Genomic DNA, 23,736 nt, shown 5'->3' with positions numbered 1-23,736 from the left:
CAGTTGAATATTAACTATAATAATAAACGTTTTAAATCTGTTATCAACACAGACAATGGAGAAGTTAATCATCAAACAATTTTTAAATACTTTCAAAAAGATGACTTGGTTTGGGCAGAATATTCTGGTGGAGGTATTACAAAGGGATATCTCATAGCCAATGTAGATGATACAGGTAACTTAGACATGCGCTACCAACATGTTAATAGTAATGGTGAGCTAATGACAGGTAAATGTTTTTCTCAACCTAAAGTATTAGAGGATGGAAGAATTCAATTACATGAAAAGTGGGAGTGGACCTCTGGTGATCACTCAAAAGGTGAATCCATAGTTGAGGAATTCAAGTGGGACGATGATAGCTCATCCAAGAAACCATTAAGTATTGTAGATATGCAAAAGATGTCCTATGATCTCTGGAATGAGAATAAAGATACCTGGTCACCTATGGAACCAGCTTATGGAAAAGACTTCATCCTCTATATGATTGAAGAAATTGGTGAAGTCATACAAGTCATTAAGAAAAAGAAAGTAGATCTGATCATGTCAGATCCATACACTCGTGAGAAGTTTATTGAAGAACTTTGTGATGTACAGATGTATTACATAGATGTTTTAAATCGCTATCACATTACTCCTGAAGAGTTCCGTCAAATATATCTAAGGAAATTTCGCTATAATATGAAGAGAGACTATAAAAAAGACCATAGTGAACTCTTTAAGACCGACTAGGAGGTTTATAGACATGAATTACAAGCATCTTGAGATTCCACAAAAAAAGATAAGCACTCTATATAAAAAAAGTTGGGAACTTTATAAAAAAAACTTTTTTCATATAGCTATTATTATTATAGCTGTATACGGACCACTAGGACTGATAAGCTATTATGTAGATTCTAACTTTGATTGGTTAACGTCAATGCAGATAAAAAGCCTCATTGAGCAATTGATTGCAATCGTAGCTACTTTATCAATCATTAATTTAATTATAGATGTGGAGGGCGAATGGCATTCAGCTGTAGAAAAAGGTTTCAAAAGTTGGGGAGTGATGATCGTTACAAACATCACTGCATTAATTACATTAACACTACTTTCCTTCTTATTGATTATACCTGGTCTAATCTGGGCAGTGTATTATACATTTGCTGTACAAGTAGTTGTACTTAATCGTCTTTGGGGTAAAAAAGCATTAGATTATAGTAAAAAAGTTGTACAAGGCAACTGGTGGTACATTTTAGGTGTGGAAGTACTTACTTTTCTCATTTTATTTATAGCATCAATTATATTGATGTTACCTTTTGAGCCTCTACCTGAGATGTACTTTAGTATTATAGGTGAGGTCATTTTGAGTTTAATCATGGTATTCTTACCCATAGTTAATACAGTCCTTTTTATCCATTTGATGCCTAAAAGTGTAGATACTGAACTAATAGATGAGCGAATAAAAACCGATGATCATAATTTCTAAAATCTAAGAAGGATCCAGCATATGGATTCTTCTTAGATTTTTTCGTATGCCATTTCTTCATGAACTTCTTCAGCAAAGCCAAGGATAGATGCATTTTTTAATTCTTTTTGTAAAGCTACCTTATAATTTTGATGTTCTTTACTTTGGCATGAATAGACTACCGTTACATGCCCCTTGAAATCATTTAATAATTTCTTGAATTCTCTTACAGCAGGAGGTAGTTTACCAGCCCAAATAGGAGTACATAGGTATAATTGCTGATAGTCATTTAACTCTACATCTATTGGATCAATTTTAACAGTTTTTCCTGTCATAGCAAAAAAGCCTGCTTTAATGAATCCAAAAAGACCGTTCCAATTCTGATGATCATTAATACACTGTAATTCAGCTTTTTTGACATTTGCAATCTTATTAGCCATCTTTTCTACTTTACCAGATCTTGAATAATAGACTACTAAATATTTCATAAAACCACCTCTTAGTTTTAGTATATGTAGCTTAATAAACAACTTAATTCAATTATAGCATAAAAAACTTTCTAATCCATATTCATTCTGATATACTATATATATTGCCTTGAACTATTTAACATATTTTCACGTATTTATAAGAGTTTTTAACTTTTTTCAGATATAATTGGTTGAATTAAGAAAGGAAGCAAAGAAATGAATAGAGTAAAAAAGAAAGTTTTATGGTTACTTACATTAGTGGCATTGTTCCTTAGTAGTACCTACTATTTATGGTATGAAAATAATGCAATTGAAGTAACTCAATATGAAAAAATAATAGATAATTTGCCATCGACTTTTAAAGGATTTAAGATTCTGCAAATAGCCGATTTACAATCTAAGAAATACCGCAATAATAATGAAGAACTCATTCAATTAATAGATAAGAGTCAACCTGATATGATTGTCATTACTGGGGATCTTTTTGATCGACGGAGAATGGAAGAGGCTCAAAACAGTATAGATTTTATTGCCCAAATCAATTCAAAATACCCAGTATTTTATGTTAGTGGTAATCATGAATGCTGGAGTGGACAATACACTAACATTATCTCTGCTTTAATAGAGATGGACGTTGTAGTCTTGGACAATACATACACAATAATCAACAATGGTAATGAAATAATCAAACTCTTTGGACTTATTGATCCAGCTCATTACTATCCTGAAAAGGGTAAAGAATACGAAAAATTCACTGGTATTATTGAAGTAAATAAACAACTGGATTGGATGTCGAAAGAAGGATCTGATGTACCAGCGATTTTACTATCACATCGTCCTGAATTAGTTGAAGTCTATAGACTATATGATTTTGACTTAATTCTTTCTGGACATGCTCATGGTGGACAAGTACAGTTACCTAAAGTTGGAGGGCTATGGGCACCAGGGCAAGGTTTCTTGCCCGAATTTGAAGGCGGCTATTATGATCTAAATGATAAAACCACTTTAATTGTATCAAGAGGTTTAGGTAATAGTTCTTTCCCATTTAGAATTAACAATCATCCTGAATTAGTAGAAATAACCCTTAATTAAGTTCTAATGGATGGAAATGTTAGTTGATTCGACACCTTTAACTAGGGTATAATGATTGAGATAATGATGTAACAAAGAGGGGATTAGATTATGAAAATAAAAAAAATTGTTGCAAGTATAATTTGCTTTAGTTCGATCTTATTCTTAAGTGCTTGCACAGATAAAATAAATGATACATTTAAACGACTAAACAGTGAAGTCGAAAGTGCCTTTAATGATTTTCAAGATGAAATGGATGCTTTAATGGGTGATTTAGATGGATATGCCGATAATGACAGGGGTTTAGAGCTACTCGATGAAGGAAAAGCAGAAGAAGCCCTGGTTTACTTCAATAAGAACTTAGAGAAATTTGATGATCAGATTTCTGAACCCTATAATAATGTTGATAATGAGCTTCTTGATATAACATTATCCAATATTAGTAGTGCTTATGTTGACCTAGGTGAACTAGACTTAGCTTTGGAATACATTGACAAAGCTCTTAATGTTCAGCCTAATACAGCAGAAGAATATGTGATTAAAGGAGCCATTTACTTCAATCTTAGTCAATATGATAAGGCTTTAAAGTATTATGACCAAGCTTTTGAAGCACAGGGAGATTTTAATCTTGCTTATTACGGTAAAGGTGAAATTAACTTTACTCTACAGCAATACGATGAAGCTCTGGAGAATTTTAATCATTACTTAAAAGGTGATCCTGGTGACCCTGATGCTGAAATGTACAAAGCTTATTGCTTATTATATACAAGTGGCAGAGAAGAAGCCATTAATCAAATTGATGAAACAATAAGGGACAATAAAGACTATTATGATGCCTATTATATGAAAGCAGTGATTTTAGAAGAATCAGGTACTTTTGAAGAGGTCGAGGCTTGTTATGAAAATACAGCCAAGATATTCTCAGATGATTTAGTAGCACAAATTGACTTAGGTGCGTTTTATTATTATTACGGAAAATACAATAAATCATTAGATATTTTTCAGAAACTCTTAGAAGCGAATCCTGATAACCTTCTTATATATACTTGGTTAATCTATAATAATACTGCTCTTGAAGAGTATAATCAGGCCCTTGAATTAGCTAATACTGCAATACAAAAAGATAACCAATACGATGAATTGTATAACGCTATAGGTAATATCTATCTAGAGCAAACACTTTATATGGAATCTCTCGAGTATTTTGACAAGGCAATTGAGCTTAATCCAGATTATGAAGATGCCTACATTAATAAACTATATGGATTATATACAGGAAAGAGATATGCAAGAGCTGTAGAATTTGGTTTAGAAGCAGAAGAATCATTCCCATACTCTTTTGATGTACTATGGTATATTGCGGATAGTTATTTTGAACTTGATGAATTAGATGAAGTAATTTCTTATTATGATAAGATGTTAAAGATATTACCTGATAATGATGAAATTATCTCATATCAATCCTATACTTATTTCTTACTTCAGGATTATGATAAAGCCGAGGAATACTCAGATGAAGCTTTAGCACTTAACTCAGAAAACTACACAGCTTTGTTGGTTCGTAATGAATTGGTTAACAAAGAAGTTCCACTTGAAGAGCAAGTTGTTAACTTCTTCGATGATTATTATTTTTATGACAATAAAGATATGACAGGTACTGAGAGAGATAAGATCAATAATGGAAGAATAACAAGTGATACTCTTGATCAGCTTGTTGATACTATGAGAAAATCTGATGATTTGTTTACGCTTGCAGTCTATGGAGATGAATACGACTATTTCATGGATATGGAACAGCAAGATATGACGTATGACTATCTTTCAGATAACACTATCTATACAAAAATAAATACCTTTGCAATGTATACTGATAATAAATTCACTGTGCTCTTAGACAGTATCCAAGAACCGGAGAATAAAACACTTATTATCGATGTGCGTAACAATTTTGGTGGAGATACAGATAGCGCCAATAATATGCTTGACATACTTTTACCAGAATGTGTTACGAGTACTTTAATTGACAAAGATGGTTATACAACTAATTATTATTCTGATGCTTCAATGATTCCATTTAAAGAGATTTATATTTTTGTTGATGAAAATTCAGCCAGCGCTTCTGAATTACTTACACTGGGTCTAAAGACCTATTTAAATAATGTCAATGTTGTTGGTAGAAATACCTTTGGTAAAGGTGTAGGACAGTATGTCTATGAAGATCAACAAAATAAGCTCCTTTTATTAGTCGTTAATCATTATTGGAATGTTAGACAGACGAATATAATGGATGTAGGGATAGCTCCAGATATTTATGTTAGTGGAAATGAGTTAGATGACTTTTTAAAAGCAATAAAATAAATAAAAGATAACCTTTAGAGACCTATAATCATCACTTGTGTGATCCGTATAGGTCTTTTTCAGTATTTTTCAATTACTATTATTGGCGAGTTATGATAATTATGTTATTATTTAGAGTAAGAGAGAAAACATATACTATAGATTCAAGCAATGTTATATTTAATGTATGATTGAAATTATTATAGAGACAAGTATTACTGAAGAACAAGGAGGTAAATTGGATATGAAGAAGCCACTTGTAGTAGGTATAGCCGGAGGATCAGGAAGTGGAAAATCCACTACGTGCTCCTATATAGAAAAATATCTTAAAGAGTTTAGTGTTAAGTCCATTCATATGGATGATTACTTTATTGAGGATCCGCCAATGATTGTCGCTCCTATCTCTCGACTTATTTATGAAGATCATAATCATCCAGATACAATTGATTTCAATCGATTATTATTTGATTTAGAAGAACTGCTTAATAGACAAGATTGCCAAGTCATACTAATTGAAGGACTAATGACATTATACAAAGATGAGATAAGAGATGTTTTAGATTTAAAAGTATTTGTTGATTGTCAAGCAGACGAAAGGATAATAAGAAGAATTCGACGCAATATGGGATGGGGACAAACTTTTGAAGACATTACCTCAGTATACCTAGATGCGGTGAGATATAGACATAATGAATTTGTAGAGCCGTCACGATGGCATGCTGATATCGTTTTAAATGGCTCTAAATTTTCAGATACTGGGTTAGATGTTGTCATTCAATGGATTAAAAATAATATTGAATAAGTAAATGAATAGGAAGAGCTTGTTGAGAATAAAATATCGACAAACTGAAGAAAAAGTTTTTATAATACAGACTACAGAATCAATATCCTTACTTAAAGATCTTGAGAATTAAGAGAATGAATATGTTAGTTAAGCAATATTATTATCCGTGATTATTAAAGGAGTGAAACTAATGAATGAAATATTTATACGTAGAAGTATTCGAAAATACGACAATCAACCTGTGGAAAAAGAAAAAATAGATCAATTGATAAGAGCTGCTATGCAAGCACCATCAGCAGGTAACCAACAGCCATGGGAAATGATCATTGTTCAGAACAAAGAAATGCTTAAGAAACTGTCCTTAATGAGTCCTTATTCAAAGATGATTGAAAAGGCATCGGTTGCATTTGTATTTCTAGGTAATGAGAATGTGATGAAGTATCCAGAGAATTGGGAGCAGGATCTTTCTGCAGCAACTCAAAACCTCTTATTACAAGCGGTAGAATTAGATCTAGGGGCTGTTTGGTTAGGTGTAGCACCACTAGAAAATAGAATGCAGTACATTAAAGATTTATTTCAACTCCCAGACCACGTTAAAGCTTTCTCAGTGGTACCAGTTGGGTACTCAGATCAAAATAAATTTACTGACAGGTACGATCCAACCAAAGTTCACTATGAAGTCTATTAATGCTATAAGCCCTTAATGGGGCTTATTTTTATTGCTTAAAAGTAAAAATAGCAATTTTTATTATTTTGTTATGGTGGCAATATGATAGAATAATCATGTGAGGAGGTTGATCATGAACTATACACAACATATACAAATTGCAATTGACTATATTGAAAGCAATCTTCAGTCTCAGATAAATCTAAGCACATGTGCTAAGGCTGCTGGATATTCAGAATATCACTTCTTAAGGATATTTAAAGAAGCAACTGGAATGACACCTGGACAATATATACGAAAGCGAAGACTAAGTGAAATAGCAAAGCTTATACATAAGTCTGATAAATTTTTCTTTGCTATAGCAATGGAATGGGGTTTCAATTCATATGAAAACTTCGTACACGCTTTTAAAACAGAACATAACATTACTCCAAAAGAATATAAAACCAGTTTTAACAGTCTTCACTTATATGAAAAGTTAGATATCCTTGAACTTAATCAAATAAAAGAAGATATTCGAATAGAGCCTCAAATAGTTGATCTTCAATCTTTTCATTTATATGGCCATATTTCTCAAACATCCGTCGAGAAATCTCATACGGAGATTCCTCATTTCTGGAATAAGTATAACTGCAGTAAAGCTGGCGAGAAACTTCAACCTCACATCAACCCGCAACATCGTAAAGACTTTGGTATCGCTATCATTGATATAAACGCCAAAACTTTCAACTATTTCATTGGTGTTAAAAGCTGTGATCCTATTCATAATACTTATACCATAACAATTCCTAGAGGAACATATGCTGTTTTTAAAACACCGACTGCTGATAGCTTCACATTTGTTGAAACCATTCATCAAACTTGGGATTATATTTTGAATAGATGGCTACCAAATAATAATGAATATACACGAATAAACAGCTATGCATTTGAAACATATTGTGAGAAGAGTAACAGGTATAGCGAAGATATCTATATACCTGTTAAAAAAATAAGGAGTTGATTAAATGAAAAAGGAAGACATAAAATGGACGATAGGGGCTTATGATCCTACAGGATTTTTACATTCTTTCCCAAAGTCTTTAGCTCTTTCCCTAAAAGTCTCTAATCTATCAGATAACCCTGAGGATATTATTGCAACCAGTGGTTTTGCTTTTAGAATATGGGTGGATGGTAAAACTCTCTGTCCCAGCGCAATGAGCATCTTTGATTTTAAACTATGCCATCAAGGTGTTGAAAATGGTGGATATACATGTACTTACATTGATCGACTATGGGATGAACAGTCAGTGGAAGAAGAAAGACGTTTACATGCTATAAAAATGATAAAAGAAGCGGTTGATTCAAAACTATATCCAATTGTATGGGATATTGGTATTCCAGAATGGGGCTTAATAACAGGATATGATGAAAGTAAGGAGACTTTAAGCTACCTATCAATTACAGGTGAAGAAGGTAACATAGCCTATACAATACTTGGAAGAAGAGAAATCCCTATCCTTTCAGTAACAATTCCAAAAGAAAAAACAGATAAATCAGAAGAATCAATTTTGATAGATACAATTAAATTAGCCATTAGGCATGCTAAAGGAGAAGAGTGGTGCGAGAATGCAGATGGATTAGAAGCTTATAAAGCTCTTACAGATTTTTTTACAACAGAGAACATTAAAGATAGTTTTAGTTTTTCGACACAATACTATCTAGGGACATATGCTTCTTTAAGATATCATGCATGGAAATATTTATTAAAAGCATCTCACACTTATCCAGAATTAATAGAAGTTGCAAAAGGTTATGAAGAAATATATCAGAATCTAAAGTCAGCCTTCGATCTAGTTTGTTCTGATATAATACATTCTGAAGAAATGCTAATGATGGTCCAAAATAAAGTTAGGTCTGCAGGAGTAAGAGAAGTAACATGCATTGATTTATTAGAGAGTACACCTCTACTAAAAAAATAATTCAATAATCACTAAATAAAAGTGGTAGCAAGATTGAGGTATTAATTACCTCTATGACCTAGCTACCACTTTTATAGTTTAATCAAAATAGTTAGTATTAAGAATATTGTAATAATGTAGATTTATTAACCATATTTTGCTATAATTAAATATTGATTATACTTAAAGTTAGATTAAAGTATATTTACCAATTTGATTTAAGATGTAAATTAACATAACAAATATAGTTAAGAATATGCACAGGCTTTTTGTTAAAGATGTAAAAATAATGGGGGTAGCAAAAGTTGATTAAAGCAGAAGAACTAGTAGAATTTGATTTAGATGTTATTCCAAAGTACCTTTTAATGCGAGATATATTAAAAATTGATAAAGATAATAAACTTATGAAAAATACTAAATGCAAGTTATTAGAGACGAAGTGGGTAAAGGATATAGTAAATCTTCAATGGGATGACGGTTCATGGGGACGATTCCACAGTATGAGTACTTCTTCAAAAACATCTATAACAACCGAAAGGGCATTACGTAGATTGCTAATATTAGGTCTAGATAAAGCTGACGAGCCCATTCAAAGAGTTTTAAGTTATATGAATAAATATTTGAATAGAGATTTAGACTTAAGAGATTATAAAGAGAAAAAGCATGATTGGGACTTATTAACAAGATTGTTTGTAGCAACATGGATTATTAATATAGACCCATCAAATGCTGAAGCCAAAGCAATTGCTAACAAATGGGCAAATGTAATTACTCATGCTTTTTCATCTGCTAATTATGATCATGAGGCATATTTAGAAGCATATTATGAGACACATAAACCAGAGAAAGGAAAAGTAATATGGGGATTTCAAAATTATTATCTAGTATCTATTCTTTCTGGTTTTCTAACTGCTAGTATCGAATCTAAATTTCTAGATTACATCATATCTAAAGATAAGGGAATATATTATATCTATGATGGAAAACTTACAGCACCTCCTAAAATTTTTCCTTCAAAACAATCAAGTAGATATATATATGCATATGAATTATTAAGTAAATATTCTTGTGCTAAAACGAAGTCAAATGGTTTTATGAATTGGTTATATGAGAATGTTGCAAAAGATGGATTTTGGGACATGGGACAAACTGTAAAAGATAAAATGCAATATCCATTATCTAACTCGTGGCGTAGAGATTTGAATAGAAAGATAGATTGCACAATTAGAATACAAAGGATTTTGTCACAGCTAGAGAATTAACAATATAATTAAGGCTATTAGTTATATCTATCTTTTACTCATTATAAATTAGATGAATATTGAGATTAAGCTATAATATTGTGTTGTAATCAAAGGAGATAGATTTATTAATTTAGAAAAGGAGATATTATGAGAAAATTAATTCTAGTAGAAGGATTACCTGGTTCTGGAAAGACCACGATCTCGAAAAGAATTTATGAGTATACTTCCACAATCAGAAAAACTCATTTATATCAAGAAGGAGATGGACATCCAGCAGACCTTGCTTGGTGCGCTTGTATTCCAGTGGAAAAATTAGATTGTATTATGAAAGAGTACCCTAAATATGAAATGCAGATCAAAAGGCATATGTACATAGAGGATGGATACGCAGTTTTTCCATATACACAATTCCCAATTGATGACAAGTCTTTTTTCCAACTGATGGAAAGTTTTGAGGTCTATGATAATAGGGTAGGTTTTAAAACCTTTTCGGATTTACACATAAAAAAATGGAAGAAATTTAGTCAACAGACACTTGAAGGTGAAGCGATGGCTGTATTTGAGTGTGCTTTTTTACAAAATCACATTAATGAGTTACTCCTATTTCATTGTATGTCTGAAGAACACATAAAAAAATATTTGCTAAACCTTATTTCAACTGTGAATGAATTAAATCCGATACTCATATATCTGAGACAACCCAGTGTATATGAAACAATTAGAAAAGTTTCGGATATACGTGTGAATAAAGAAGGTAAACAAGTTTGGATGGAAAGAGTAATTTCCTACATTCAAGAAAGTCCTTTTGGAATAGCTCATTCATTAAGTGGTTTTGAGGGCATGGTATCGTATTTTGAATTTAGAAAGGAAGTTGAGTTAAATATTATTAAAAGACTTCCTATTGATTCCTATATAATTGACAACCCAAATTATGATTGGGTAAACACATGGAAAGAAATTAAGGAAATACTTGATTTGCATGTAACTAAGAGTGGCTAGATTGAGGATTTGGTTTCCAGTTGTTTGTTTGGGATAAAGAAGAGGGGATTTGCTTACTTACTATTAGATATATAGACTGCAATCAAAGTTAGCGGTTATGTATATAGAATTTATAGTATCATTATGAAGGGAGTGATTGTGATGAAAAGAATAATCTATTATAAAAACAAGTGGTCTTTAGAGGTGAAAAAAGAATAATTTGAAAAGGGGAAACTGATAATGATATTTAATAAAATTAATGATAATCATATTGAAGAAATAGCAGATCTTGCTCTAGCTGAATATCAAGAAGAATGTAGTATAGTTCTTGAGTTACCTAAAAAAGATTATAAAGAGTTGTTTTGCAGATTGTTAGCAGATATGGTTACTAATAACCTTGGGGTAATTGCACTAGATAAAAGTAAAGTAGTTGGATTTCTAACTGGCTATGGACCGATCGACAATTTTTTTGGAAATGTAAAAGGTATATTTTCTCCGATTCACGGTCATGGAGCAATTAAAGACAATAGAGCTTATATTTACGCTATGCTATATCAAAAAGCGGCTAAAATCTGGGTTGAACAAGATATACTAAATCACGGGATAGCAATATACGCCCACAATCAAGTAGCCATTAATACTTTCTTTCAAAATGGATTTGGCATGAGGTGTGTAGACGCCATTACATCTATTAATAATGACAAAATAGTATATGAGGTAATACCAAATGTAGAGATCAAAGAAATAGGTATAGATGAAGTCCCCAGCCTAATTGATCTTAATAATGAATTAGACTTACATTTGAATAGTAGTCCAATTTTTATACCAGTACAACTCTTAAATAGTAGGAAATTAATTGAAAAATCTATTAGCAGACATTCTAGATTTTTTACTGCAACTATTCAAAATAAGGTAATTGGATATTTAGAGATTAAACCATCAGGTGAAACTTTTATAGATGATGATCATGAAACAATGCATATTTGTGGTGCGTATATTTATCCTCAATATCGTGGAACTGGAATCTATAAAAATTTAATAGCATATATGATAGAAAAGTTAAAGAAAGAAAATTATAAGCGATGTGGTGTAGACTTTGAAAGCATTAATCCAAATGCAAATGGGTTTTGGTTAAAATATTTTTCACCTTATACATATAGTTTGGTGAGACGAATTGATGAAAGAATTACAGAACATAAAGTATAGGTATTCTAAAGAGTGGTGAAAAACTTGGCAAATCCAAAACGTGAATAGAAGACATCACTGCTTTTTGAGTGACTACTTTATGTCTCAGTTTATGGGATACCCGATTAATCTGATTACTCACTATGTAGATTCTAATAATCTACATAGTGAATATTTAATGGAGGGATAATTATGATAGTTCCACAGTTATATTTGAATGAAGGTTGTTGTGAAGCCGTTGAAATTTATGAGAAAGCATTTCATACTAAATTAGACTCAATTATGTATGATCCGGAAAAAGAACCTAAAAAATTTGTAGTTCATGCGGAGATGCATATTCATGGGCAAAGAATAATGTTAAGTGATTGGGGCGGCAACAAAGATTTATCTGTAGATTCAGCACTGCAAATGGTTGTCATTTTCGATAATGAAAATGAACTAAAGGAAGCATATGAAATAATGAAAACTGGTAGTCAAACGATAATTCCAATGGCACCAACTTTTTATAGTACCTGTTTAGTGGATTTCATGGATAAGTTCGGAGTTAGATGGTGCTTTATGATATAGCTATCCTATAGAATAATTGAGTACTTTATATATATCCTATAATAGATAAGCTAGATTAAATTTAATGGGGTGATCATTATGATAAATAATGAAACTATGCTTATAGAAAGTAAAGGTAAAATCAAAAAAATAATTGATTTAGGGATAATATTTATATTTTTGCCTTTGTCTTTTCCATTATATATAATATTTGGAGGATATATTGATAATAATTCTGATTTTATTTCAGTAATACTATTAAGTATAATTGAATTTTTTGCTGCAGGATTAGGGGCATTTGTAATTATCTTTGTTCGAAAAGAAAGTTTTTCAGAATATGGAATAAGAAGAGATAATTTCATTAAATCACTTGGAATAGGTTTATTATTTATACTAGCTATGATTCTGATAAAATCAGTGAAAGCAGGCGAATTTCTTTACTTTCCAATGAGAAATCATACTGTAATGAGGTATTCTCTAAGTTTAGTATTTCCACTTAATATTATTGGTATATTAATCACTTTATTAACTTGGGGTATTATTGAAGGGATCTATTATGTTGTAATTATTAAGAAAATAGATGATATTTTTTATATGAAAAGAAAAATGTGCTTTTTTATAGCACCAATAATATTCTTTATATATAATTTTAGTATACATTACTTTATAAGAGTATTTATTGAAGGAAGAGCATACATGTTTAGTGCCATTGATATATTTTTAGGACTTATGTTAGCATTTGCAATGTTTATTCCTTTGAAAGTAACCAATAATTCATGGGCAAGCTTAATATATCAGACTATTCAAAATGGATTGGGAAGAATCTAGAAAATTAATCAAATGATTACTTGGTCAAACAGGATATGGTTACATATAAAAGAAGGAGAGTGAAGAGATGAGTAAGCTCATTCTAACATCTGCTGGGTTTGATAATAAGAGAATAGCTTCAAAATTCAAGGAACTAATCAATATGCCTATGAATAAAATTAGAGTACTTTTTATTCCTACAGCAGCAATTACCAAAGAGCAGAAACTAGTTATTCCATTATGTAAGCAAGAGTTAATTGATATGGATATTAAAGAAGAAAATATTGATGTTTACGATTTTGACAGAATAATTGATGATAGCGAAATATGTAATTATAATGCTATATATGTGTGTGGCGGAGATACACAGTATTTATTAGATAGATTCAATGAAAATAAGCTAGATTTAAATATTTTCTTGGATAATGGAGGCACTTATATAGGAGTTAGTGCTGGAAGCATTGTTTTAGCTCAAAATTTAGATAATAATCTTAATTATATTAATTGCATTCTTAATGTACATAGAAAGCTAGGTAATAAGATAGGAATAATTGATACAACAAGTTGTCCAACCATAGATATTACTGATAATCAAGCTATATTGATTAATGAAAATAATATTGAAATAATCGAGTAGTGTTATCAAGAGTCAACAACACCATAAAGTAAGGTTCTTGAAATAAAAATTTTCTAGGTTCGGTAGAAGAATAGTACAAAAAATAAATCGACTTGGATTCAGTATATGCATTGGATAAAAGCGAAGAAAGAAGGTAAATAAATGGATTATGTTAAACTAAACCAACAAGTATGGGATAAAAATGTTGATAATAAAGATATATGGACGCAACCAGTTAGCACAGAAGAAATCATGAGAGCAAAAAATGGAGAATGGAAGTTAGTTGTAACTCCAACTAAACCTGTTCCTAAAGAGTGGTTTCCAAAAATAATGACCTCAATAGATGTTCTCTGTTTAGCATCTGGTGGTGGACAACAAGGACCTATTATGGCTGTGCTCGGGGCAAATGTAACTGTCTTTGATAATAGTCAAAATCAACTGAATCAAGACTTACTGGTGGCTGAAAGAGATGGACTTAGAATTAAGACAGTACAAGGCGATATGAAAAACTTATCAAAGTTTGAAAATGAGTCCTTTGATCTTATTATACATCCATGGTCCAATTCGTTTATAGATAATGTTCAACCTGTATGGGAAGAAACATATAGAGTTTTAAGACATGGAGGAATACTTATATCAGGATTTGCTAATCCAATCTCATATATATTTGATTTAAAGAATATGAATGAAGGGAAGTTAGTAGTCAGACATAAAGTACCATATTCTGACTTGACAAGTCTACCTGAAGAAGAGTTGAAGGAATTAATAATTGATCAAGGAGAAGCTGTTTGTTTTGGTCATACATTAGATGATCAGATCGGAGGGCAGATTAAGGCTGGTTTTATAATTGGTGGATTTTATGAAGATATTGGAGGAATAGTTCTAGATAAATATATTAATTCATCAATAGCTACTCAGGCAATAAAAATATAAATAATGAATAATGCTAGGCATTTTACTGAAATAAATCTTAAGAAGTGCACTACTTGGACATGAAACTGATATATTAACACAGCATTATGTTTTCTTCTGATACAGTTGTTTGACTATATAAGATATTTAATATTTAAGGAGCTAGACAAGTGAAAAAATATAACATAGATTTTGATTCGATTCTCTCAAAGGGTCATATCGTAAAAGAAATCAAAGATGATACACTTCATTTGACAACAACTGAAAGACTGGCTACAAACTTTCGAACAGATAATCTGGATGTAAAGTCTTATTTATACCTCAGTAATACTTATAAACTGCCTTTGCGTATTGACTTAAGGCTAAAAATTGATTCCCCAGGATTTTACTTGTTTTTTGGAAAGGGTCATCTAAATTTTGGAACACCTTGGTCGGATAACAGGCGTATTGATGATATTGTTCAACCCAATTATAAACCAAGATTTTTTCATAATCAAATCCCTATCAACGAATTTGTCAATATATCAGTAATATATGATCTTAAAGCTATGCAAATACTGATTAATGGTGAAGAGCGCTTCTATTCTGAAAAAGAAAAATATATGAAGTCTAAATTATTAAAAGAAGAAAATGAAAAAGGTTTTTCGCTAAAGTTAGCATGCGATAAACGATCAAATCTTGTTCTAAAATCTTTAAGTATTACTGAATATGATAAAACTGCAGGAATAATTCACACTAATGATAACTTACCGCTGCCACTAACAAGAAATGAAGCAGTGGAGCTAGGGGAGAAACCCAAATTTGAATCTTGTATTTCACTATTACCAAGAGAATTAGGTAATGAAATAGTTAAGACGGATGCTTTCTTACGTTCATTAAAGCCTTTAAAATTCAAACGACAGATAGCTAAACATGGCAATAAAATTACTTATTTAGCTTCAGATTACGGGTTTTCATATGCCTTATATCCAAGTAATGATATTATGTATCATTCTTTAAGCTGGTATATTATTACCAACAGTAAGCCTGAATTATGGCATAGAAAAAAAGATATGATGGAAGCTACATTAAATAAACTCGATAAAACTTCCCCTGAATTTGCAGAAAGAATGTTTCAAAATTTGAGAGATTGCATCGCTTGCTGTAAATGTATAGTTAAAACGCCATATGAATATAAAGGTAAAAAGAAATTGTCATGCCATGGGATTATGGATTTCAAAATGTGTATTTCTGACTTTGAAGATGTGAGAACATTCATTAATACAGTTAATGAATTATTAATTGAAGAGCAAAATTAATAATTAAAAATATTTCTAAGGAGAAATCATGAATGGAATAGTTATAAACCGCAGAAGTAAGAAACTCAATTACATTATTATTGCTATAATCATTGTATTTTTAGTTATTGCTACAATTAATCAAATACTAATGAAAATAGAGGAGAATAAATTTGATCCTCCAGGTGAGTTAATTGAAATTGATGATCACTTGATGCATATCCATAGTTCGGGAGATATTAATCAATCACCTACTGTTGTTATGACCTGTGGTAGTGGCACCCCCTCAGCCTATACAGAGTTCTCAAGTATTCAAGCAAATATTTCTACTTTGACTAGGACCAGTGTTTACGAACGACCAGGTTATGGTTGGAGTGAAGCTGCCACTACACCAAGAAATACTGAACAAATTGTAGAAGATCTAAAGCGTTTATTAGATGAATCAGAGGAGAATTCGCCCTACCTATTTGTTGCTCATTCTATGGGTGCTATGGAAGTATTACTTTATGCACATAAATATCCAAATGAGGTATTGGGTATAGTTTTAGTTGATGGTACAAGTCCATATAAACATTTATATTATCCAGAGGCTTCTATATCTAATTTTGGTGTCAAAGCAATAAAAGTATTAAATCAGATGGGCATCTTAAGAGTAGTTCAAGAATTTGAATTAATCCCAATGCTAAACAATAGATTTAATAGTATGGAGGATGAAATAAAAGCTATTGATAAAGCTATGATGTACAAAAATATTTTAAATGATATGGTATTACAAGAAGGTTATTCAGTAACTTCATCTGCTGAACAGATGTATGGAACTATAGAACTAGGAGATATACCATTAGTATTATTAGCAGCTGATAAATCAATGGATGAATTACCTGGTTGGGAAACATCGCAAAATAGTTTACTTGAGCTATCTTCCAATAGCCAATTGGTTATTCTTGATAACACAGATCATATATCTATCTTACATAACAGTTCTGATGAAATTGAAAAGGTGATAAAAGAGATGATCCTTGAAATAAGAAGCAGATAGAATTACATAAGGCATTTATAGCTTGACCAGGGCGAACTGGATTTTCGCCATATCTTTAATAATATCCTTATTGATTTTGAAGAGAAGATAATAGTAAAGGATATCGATAGTAATGACGATATTATTGATGCAATAAATTATATCAATAATATTGTGTGAAATATATGGGAGTTTTAACTATGATAAAAAAATAATTTATTTACTGATAAACGGAGGGAATATATGCAAAACGTGAGGTTAGTTGAACCAAGCATTCTATTTAAAGACTCATTTCTTGACTTTGTTGAAGATGTAAAGAAAACAGGATATGAATCATATGAACTATATACTAAAGCAGAAAAGGATTTTAAAGAGTTTGTTACAGATCTAATCAATTTCAGTAAAGGTATCAATATTCCTGAGGATTGGGTTCCTTGTAGTAGTTTTTGGCTGATTGATAGAGATGAAGTAGTGGGAGTAATTAGAATACGTCATCGTGTTGATAACGATTATTTGCAAATGATAGGTCATATTGGCTATGAGATTAAGTCTTCTAAGCGAAAAAGAGGTTATGGTAGTCGATTACTTGAATTAGGATTAAAAGAAGCAAAAAAACTTGGTTTAGAAGAAGTTCTCGTAACTTGTAATGAAGATAACATAGGTTCTTTACGCATTATTAATAAATTTAATGGTGAGTATAAAAAGTCATTTATTGATGATGAAACAGGAAAAACGGTATTACAATATAAAGTATGTGTTGTCTAGACTTAGACTAAAGGCTTCAATTTTATAATAACTAAAAACCTTCGAGTCAAAAGGTTTTATTTTACTCGAAGGTTAATTGAATTTCTATTGATTAATGTTATAATCAAAAAACTGATGGTTACCCCAATAGTCGTCAAACCAGTATCTATTAGAATTATTATTATGTAATCCTTCTTCTAAGTATATGTCATCATCATAGAGTTGAAGTACTATACCAAGAAAATCAACTTTTCTAGCTAAATCTTGTTCAATTAGTTCTTTAATTAAATCTATTTTTTCGTTTGTTAATTTTCCCTTAGATCTTATTTTAATACACAATACATTCCCTTTATATGGTACTGAAAAATCTACTTTTTTAATAGCTTGAAAGTCATGCTTAATTCTTTGAGAAAAAATCGTTAATTCATCATTCTCGATAGCTCTTTGATCTAATTCCACATCCAAATCTTCAAAATAATCTATTGTCAACGATCTCTCTATGTCTATAAAATTTTCTTGTACTATCATACTATCATCAATATAAATTTTTAAGTCAATGTTTTGCAAATCTATTCCACAAGCAAATGCATTTCCATAAGGCAACATATGAGTTAGTACATTCGGTTCAATAATATATTTTGATAATACTAAACTACGAATAGCTAATATCTCATTCCTACTCACTTGAGTATTAAAATAAAAGTTTAGATACAAAGTACTATTTTTTATGTAGACTAACTCTCTATCTATATTAGTTATTCTATATTCTTTTTCTAGTATTTCTTTAGCATTTTCATCAAAAATGGGTATCAAGTCTTCAATAGACTCACTTGTAAGCTCCAAAGCTAAATAAATATTTGAATTATCATTTAGTGGACTAACGATAATTGTATTTGAATTCATAAGTTCATGATGTGCATTGTAAAAATTAAGCTGAATTGTATCAATCTCAAATGGTATAAAGCTAGCTTTATCTTTAAATAGAGAATACGATATATAATCGTCTGTATTCATACTTGCCTTTATTTTTTTTAAATACTTCTTATTACTGCTAGACAAGTAACCTTTTTCAGCGGAAATAGTGTAAAATGCTATCTCATCATTATTGCTTATTACCTCTATATCTGTTTGGTGTACATCATCTAAAAATAAACGATTCGAATAGTTTATAGTGATTGGAATATCGACTTGACTGAGCTCAATCTGATTAGCTTTATGATGTTCGTAATTTTGCTTATTATCCTTAGTATTATTTAGTAGTAATATAAGGAATACGATTGTCAGCATAGTAAGCAATAAGGCTATTCTAAGCTTTCTCAAATCTAACACCTCTTCTTTATTTTGGTATACTTTCTAATTCAAATAGAGATAATTCACACCTGCTAACTATCTTGATCAGAAAAGAAAATCTATGATACGGTTTCTCTTAATTGTATTCACTGTAATATGATATTAGCACACATGGTATATATTTCAATTCATAGAGCTGCTTTAGTCACTTTTGTACTAGAATGAGAACCTATTTTAGGTATAGAATTTTTACAATAATTCATGGTATAGAAGATAAACTATAGATTTGATATAATATAACCATAAAGCAAACAGCTATAGCTTCGTTTAATATTAGGAGGCGATTAAATGAAATATATTAGTAAAGAATTAAACGACTGGGCAGTTAATAAAATTAAGACTGAGTACCTAGAAGACGTAAGCTTACTCATTGGGCATAAGCATTGGAAGATTAAGCCTGATGGTGATGAAGTGGCATTTAATTTCTTCATACCTGAAACAGACCACGGTTATAATTTATCACAAACATTTATTATTAATGAAATTGGTTATGATTTATTCCCAATGTCATGGGAGAGAGTAGAAGGATTAGCCAATATTAATGAAACGCTTACAACGTGTCTCGCTGATGGTGTGATCTTGTACGCTCGTAGTGAAGAAGATAAGCAACGATTTATCAATCTTCAAAAAAAATTAGCTGAAAACCTTACTAATCCTGAGTTTACATATGTAAAGGGACTTGAGAAAATTAATATTGCAATGGATTTATATAAAAACATGCTATTTGACTCATCTCTAAGCAAAGTAAGGAAAGCTAGCGGCTATTTAGCAGGCTATTTAGCACAGGCAATTGCCACATTTAATGGGACTTATTTTAGAAGAGGTCCAGAAGATCAGCTTACAATTCTTAATAATTTGCAGCATACACCAAAAGATTTCACTTCATTATATCAACGAATTGTATCAGCAGTTACATTAGAAGAAACTAAAAATCTTTGTTATCAAATGATTAAAGTAACTCGTGATTTTTTCAGTCAAAGATCTCCAAAGAAGGAAAAACAAACTGTAGAATATAACTTTGAAGACTTAGCTGACTGGTATGAAGAAGGAACCTATACATTTAGAAGAATCTACTACTATTGTGATCAAAAGGATGTTTTCAACAGCTTCGCCTGGGCCTATAATTTTCAGCAGGAATTTGATTACCTAGAAGAGGAATTTGGTATGAAAAAAATGGATCTTATTGGTACATTTGATATTTCAGATTTAAGTGCTTTACGAAAACGTGCTAAAGAAATAGAGCACTATATAGTGTCTATCATTAAAGAACATGGTGTTGTTATACAAGAATTCGATAATATAGAGGAGTTCTTAATGAATAACTGATATAAGGGGTAAAGCAGATATGAAATATTTAAATGCTTCAGACATACTTCCTGATGAGTTGCTTCGTGAAGTTCAAAAATATGCAGATGGTAAAGCACTTTATATCCCTAAAAATGATCAGCGTAAGAAATGGGGAGAAGGTTCTGGAGCAAGAAGCTTTTATGAACAGCGAAATGAAAAAATACGTGCTAAATATGCAGCCAATACTTCAATTGATGTATTAGCAGAAGAGTATTGTCTTACAGTAGAAACTATTCGCAAAATAGTATATAAAAAATGAGATATATTAAATATTAGAAGGATTGTATCGATAATAATGGATTTCAATCCTTCTTTTATTATGGTAAATTTGATCCTCTAACTCATCCTAACTTTTATTATAGTTTAACTTTTGCATATTTATAAGATGTTTGAGCAAAACCAAATAGGTAGCCGTTGACATTAAGTAGTATACTAGGTTCCTTTAATGAAAATACTCTAGTTAGAATATTTCATGTTAGGAGATTTGAGATGGATAGTAAAAATATACTTGAACTGAGTACTGTTCTATATATTTCAGTAGGTATTCTAGTTGGATTTATAGGACGATGGTGGTTATTAAGAGGAGATATTCGTCAGTATCCTACTTATCCTAATGGTTACTTAATTCATTTAACAACTGGATTTATAGCTGCATCAATTGGATCAGTAGCCTTCCCAGCGTTATTGGCAAATAATTTTGTTGCAGTTACATTTTTAACACTCGCTATACAACAATTTAGAGATATAAGGAAAATGGAAAAAGAAAGTTTAAAGTCTTTGGAAAGCGATGTATCTGCACCAAGAGGTGATGCATATATTGATGGAATCGCTAAATCCTTTGAAGCAAGAAATTATATTGTTATGATTTCCTCTCTTACCACAACCGTTATTATTTTTGTATTAGAAAGATATCTTGATAATACAATATTACTGATCAGCACAGGCGTATTAGTAGGATTTCTTGTATTAAATCTTCTAAAAAATTATACAAAAGGGCATCACTTAAGAGATATAATGACTATTGAAGATGGAAAACTTCATTTTAAAGAGGGTAGCAATTTATATGTAAATGATATCTACGTAATGAATGTAGGTTTATCAGCTACTAGAGAACGTATTCTAAAGAATGGACTTTGTGTTATTATGAAACCAAATGGTAATAGTGAAAAAATTATTTTGAATCATGACGGACAGAGAAAAGCTATTATGCATGAATGCTCTAGATTATTAGGTTTAGAAAGATATATAGCTACGCGAAGAAATTTTGACACAGGAGAATTAGCTCTGGTATTAGTACCAATAGATAAGGACATAGATAGGCTGAAAAAAATTCTTTTTAGTGTTCCTATTTTAGAAACAGTAAAGAAAGAAATTAAATAAAAAGGAGATAGCATATTTATGAAAGAAAGCCAAAGTAGAAGTATTCTTGCAATGGTAACCTTAGATAATAAATTAATATCTAACAGTGGAGTTCCATGTTTCTTAGCAAAAGATAAAAATGAACAAGAAAAAATAGCCTCAGAGCTTGGTAGAACACTTGCTGGAAATGTTTACGGACTTATAAATGGTGTAATAATTATTACACAAGAGTAAAATGTGTTATATAAGCACTATAAATAAAACAATATTTAAGAGTTCAATAGAGGATTAACATCTAAGCTAATAGATATTAATCCTTTTATATTTGTACCTTTTTCTAATATAATTATTTTATATCTTTCTCATCTATCTTAATATCTATATAATTGATAATGAATTATTCTTAGTGGCACTTGTGGGAAGAGAAGGAGTTGGCGTTTTGAAAGATATAAATAAAATTTTCCCGGATTTTGAAACAGAAAGGCTTATACTAAAAAATATAAATCCAAATGATATTAAGTTTATATATGAACATTTTAGCAATGATATTATATGCAAATATTTATATGATGAAGAACCAGTTAAAACACAAGAGGAAGCTCAAGGGATTATAGATTTTTATAAAGATCCAGTTAAAACTGGTAGAAATAGATGGATTATATTTTATAAAGAGAATCATCTGCCGATTGGTACTTGTGGGTTTCATTGTTGGAACCCAGCAAGTTTTAAGGCTGAGATTGGATATGATCTAGCCTATGACTATTGGGGTAAAGGGATAATGGCGGAAGCACTATATTCTGTGATTGAAAGTGGATTTAAAAATATGGGATTAAACAGAATACAAGCGTTTATATCAACAGAGAATGAAAATTCTTTCAGGTTACTAGAGCGTTTGAAATTCTCTAGAGAAGGGTTATTACGAGATGAATGTTATTTTCGAGGTAAGTTCTATGATCATTACCTTTATGCTCTGTTGAAACGTGATTGGAAATAAAGGGAGAGAGTAGAGGATAATTACTTATGAGTTTTAAGGTAGATTTTAAGTATAGAATTTTATCAAAAGAAGATTGTAGTAGAATACAAGAAATTGATACAAGTCAATGGATAGAGAAAGCATGGAGAAGAGTTGATGATAGACTTCAACTCGTGACCATCAGCTATATGGAAGAGGGATGGCCAGATGGATATGAAGCGTATGAATCTGCATTATTAGAAACGATTACTTCAGGTGGTATAGCCTTTGGAGTATTCAATACTGAAGATAAACTGATCGGTTACGCTTCCTTAAATCGTGAGTTTTTTGGAGAAATGGCTAATTATGTTCAACTTGATTCGATTTTTATCTCCAAACAATATCGCGGAATGGGAATAGGTAAAGAGTTAATAACTCGATGTATTGGAATCGCAAAAACATGGGGTGCAGATAAACTTTATGCATGTGCAGCTTCTACCGAAGATACAATTGCATTTTATAGATCCATGGGATGGGTAGATGCAATAGAAATTAACTATGACTTATTAGAGAAAGATGAAAGAGATCTCCAATTAGAATATAATGTTAGGTATAATTAAGTTTCATCAAGTTAAATATTGGTGAGTGGAAATATATGATTAGGATATTAAATATAAAAGTCCTTACT

Annotated in this window: 26 protein-coding genes; 24 read left to right on the top strand and 2 right to left on the bottom strand. The window is 30.9% G+C overall.

Features of this window, described 5'->3' with window-relative positions; all coding sequences use genetic code 11:
* The first annotated feature begins 3 nt into the window (after positions 1 to 3).
* Positions 4 to 729, top strand: coding sequence for an avidin-fold protein (locus C1Y58_RS26880; protein WP_242985374.1), 726 nt, complete (start codon positions 4 to 6; stop codon positions 727 to 729).
* Positions 730 to 742: 13 nt separating this feature from the next.
* Entirely contained in the window at positions 743 to 1,465 is a 723-nt protein-coding gene (locus tag C1Y58_RS09625) for a hypothetical protein (RefSeq protein ID WP_105615830.1), read from the top strand.
* Positions 1,466 to 1,497: 32 nt separating this feature from the next.
* On the opposite strand, the gene C1Y58_RS09620 is transcribed toward C1Y58_RS09625, so the two are convergent.
* Complete coding sequence (locus tag C1Y58_RS09620) at positions 1,498 to 1,932, bottom strand: flavodoxin family protein (RefSeq protein ID WP_105615829.1); 435 nt, start codon at positions 1,930 to 1,932, stop codon at positions 1,498 to 1,500.
* A 198-nt stretch (positions 1,933 to 2,130) separates the two neighbouring features.
* Here C1Y58_RS09620 and C1Y58_RS09615 point away from each other — a divergent pair, with 198 nt between their 5' ends.
* The 16 genes from C1Y58_RS09615 to C1Y58_RS09540 all read left to right on the top strand — a co-directional run bounded on the left by C1Y58_RS09615 (position 2,131) and on the right by C1Y58_RS09540 (position 18,061).
* Positions 2,131 to 3,006: a metallophosphoesterase gene (locus tag C1Y58_RS09615; RefSeq protein ID WP_105615828.1), complete on the top strand. Its 876-nt coding sequence runs from the start codon at positions 2,131 to 2,133 to the stop codon at positions 3,004 to 3,006.
* A 90-nt stretch (positions 3,007 to 3,096) separates the two neighbouring features.
* Positions 3,097 to 5,343, top strand: coding sequence for a S41 family peptidase (locus tag C1Y58_RS09610; protein WP_105615827.1), 2,247 nt, complete (start codon positions 3,097 to 3,099; stop codon positions 5,341 to 5,343).
* Between the two features lie 223 nt (positions 5,344 to 5,566).
* A complete protein-coding gene (locus C1Y58_RS09605) occupies positions 5,567 to 6,124 on the top strand; it encodes a uridine kinase family protein (RefSeq protein WP_170311564.1) in 558 nt (185 codons plus the stop codon).
* Positions 6,125 to 6,296: 172 nt separating this feature from the next.
* Positions 6,297 to 6,794, top strand: coding sequence for a nitroreductase family protein (locus tag C1Y58_RS09600; protein ID WP_105615825.1), 498 nt, complete (start codon positions 6,297 to 6,299; stop codon positions 6,792 to 6,794).
* A gap of 112 nt (positions 6,795 to 6,906) precedes the next feature.
* On the top strand, positions 6,907 to 7,776 hold the full coding sequence (locus C1Y58_RS09595) for an AraC family transcriptional regulator (protein ID WP_105615824.1): 870 nt from the start codon (positions 6,907 to 6,909) through the stop codon (positions 7,774 to 7,776).
* Between the two features lie 4 nt (positions 7,777 to 7,780).
* Positions 7,781 to 8,734 carry a hypothetical protein gene (locus C1Y58_RS09590; protein ID WP_105615823.1) on the top strand — a complete coding sequence of 318 codons (954 nt, stop codon included), beginning with the start codon at positions 7,781 to 7,783 and terminating at the stop codon, positions 8,732 to 8,734.
* Positions 8,735 to 9,018: 284 nt separating this feature from the next.
* The gene (locus C1Y58_RS09585; protein WP_105615822.1) at positions 9,019 to 9,975 is read left to right on the top strand and encodes a hypothetical protein; all 957 of its coding nucleotides are present in this window, start codon (positions 9,019 to 9,021) and stop codon (positions 9,973 to 9,975) included.
* Positions 9,976 to 10,104: 129 nt separating this feature from the next.
* Positions 10,105 to 10,956 carry a P-loop NTPase family protein gene (locus tag C1Y58_RS09580; RefSeq protein ID WP_105615821.1) on the top strand — a complete coding sequence of 284 codons (852 nt, stop codon included), beginning with the start codon at positions 10,105 to 10,107 and terminating at the stop codon, positions 10,954 to 10,956.
* Between the two features lie 219 nt (positions 10,957 to 11,175).
* Positions 11,176 to 12,141: a GNAT family N-acetyltransferase gene (locus tag C1Y58_RS09575; protein WP_105615820.1), complete on the top strand. Its 966-nt coding sequence runs from the start codon at positions 11,176 to 11,178 to the stop codon at positions 12,139 to 12,141.
* Between the two features lie 171 nt (positions 12,142 to 12,312).
* Complete coding sequence (locus tag C1Y58_RS09570; protein WP_105615819.1) at positions 12,313 to 12,687, top strand: VOC family protein; 375 nt, start codon at positions 12,313 to 12,315, stop codon at positions 12,685 to 12,687.
* A gap of 78 nt (positions 12,688 to 12,765) precedes the next feature.
* Entirely contained in the window at positions 12,766 to 13,494 is a 729-nt protein-coding gene (locus tag C1Y58_RS09565; RefSeq protein ID WP_105615818.1) for a hypothetical protein, read from the top strand.
* A 67-nt stretch (positions 13,495 to 13,561) separates the two neighbouring features.
* Positions 13,562 to 14,110, top strand: coding sequence for a Type 1 glutamine amidotransferase-like domain-containing protein (locus tag C1Y58_RS09560; RefSeq protein ID WP_105615817.1), 549 nt, complete (start codon positions 13,562 to 13,564; stop codon positions 14,108 to 14,110).
* A gap of 141 nt (positions 14,111 to 14,251) precedes the next feature.
* Positions 14,252 to 15,022 (top strand): class I SAM-dependent methyltransferase, encoded by a 771-nt coding sequence (locus C1Y58_RS09555; protein ID WP_105615816.1) that lies wholly within the window; start codon positions 14,252 to 14,254, stop codon positions 15,020 to 15,022.
* 149 nt (positions 15,023 to 15,171) lie between these two features.
* A complete protein-coding gene (locus C1Y58_RS09550) occupies positions 15,172 to 16,299 on the top strand; it encodes a hypothetical protein (protein ID WP_105615815.1) in 1,128 nt (375 codons plus the stop codon).
* Between the two features lie 28 nt (positions 16,300 to 16,327).
* Entirely contained in the window at positions 16,328 to 17,317 is a 990-nt protein-coding gene (locus C1Y58_RS09545) for an alpha/beta fold hydrolase (RefSeq protein WP_105615814.1), read from the top strand.
* A gap of 222 nt (positions 17,318 to 17,539) precedes the next feature.
* A complete protein-coding gene (locus C1Y58_RS09540; protein ID WP_105615813.1) occupies positions 17,540 to 18,061 on the top strand; it encodes a GNAT family N-acetyltransferase in 522 nt (173 codons plus the stop codon).
* Positions 18,062 to 18,145: 84 nt separating this feature from the next.
* Here C1Y58_RS09540 and C1Y58_RS09535 read toward each other — a convergent pair whose 3' ends face one another.
* On the bottom strand, positions 18,146 to 19,360 hold the full coding sequence (locus C1Y58_RS09535) for a hypothetical protein (protein ID WP_105615812.1): 1,215 nt from the start codon (positions 19,358 to 19,360) through the stop codon (positions 18,146 to 18,148).
* Between the two features lie 318 nt (positions 19,361 to 19,678).
* Here C1Y58_RS09535 and C1Y58_RS09530 point away from each other — a divergent pair, with 318 nt between their 5' ends.
* From C1Y58_RS09530 to C1Y58_RS09505, 6 genes are all read left to right on the top strand, one after another.
* On the top strand, positions 19,679 to 20,716 hold the full coding sequence (locus C1Y58_RS09530; RefSeq protein ID WP_105615811.1) for a hypothetical protein: 1,038 nt from the start codon (positions 19,679 to 19,681) through the stop codon (positions 20,714 to 20,716).
* A 19-nt stretch (positions 20,717 to 20,735) separates the two neighbouring features.
* Positions 20,736 to 20,996 (top strand): CD3324 family protein, encoded by a 261-nt coding sequence (locus tag C1Y58_RS09525; RefSeq protein WP_105615810.1) that lies wholly within the window; start codon positions 20,736 to 20,738, stop codon positions 20,994 to 20,996.
* A 230-nt stretch (positions 20,997 to 21,226) separates the two neighbouring features.
* On the top strand, positions 21,227 to 22,117 hold the full coding sequence (locus C1Y58_RS09520; protein WP_105615809.1) for a YIEGIA domain-containing protein: 891 nt from the start codon (positions 21,227 to 21,229) through the stop codon (positions 22,115 to 22,117).
* Positions 22,118 to 22,135: 18 nt separating this feature from the next.
* On the top strand, positions 22,136 to 22,330 hold the full coding sequence (locus tag C1Y58_RS09515) for a capping complex subunit for YIEGIA (protein ID WP_105615808.1): 195 nt from the start codon (positions 22,136 to 22,138) through the stop codon (positions 22,328 to 22,330).
* 205 nt (positions 22,331 to 22,535) lie between these two features.
* Complete coding sequence (locus C1Y58_RS09510) at positions 22,536 to 23,090, top strand: GNAT family N-acetyltransferase (RefSeq protein ID WP_207655736.1); 555 nt, start codon at positions 22,536 to 22,538, stop codon at positions 23,088 to 23,090.
* A 26-nt stretch (positions 23,091 to 23,116) separates the two neighbouring features.
* Entirely contained in the window at positions 23,117 to 23,668 is a 552-nt protein-coding gene (locus tag C1Y58_RS09505; RefSeq protein ID WP_105615807.1) for a GNAT family N-acetyltransferase, read from the top strand.
* Positions 23,669 to 23,736: the final 68 nt, after the last annotated feature.

This window comes from Vallitalea okinawensis (assembly GCF_002964605.1).
Classification (GTDB): domain Bacteria; phylum Bacillota; class Clostridia; order Lachnospirales; family PQDH01; genus Vallitalea_A; species Vallitalea_A okinawensis.
The sequence above is the reverse complement of the archived record's forward strand: the minus strand, read 5'-3'. Positions and strand labels throughout refer to the sequence as shown.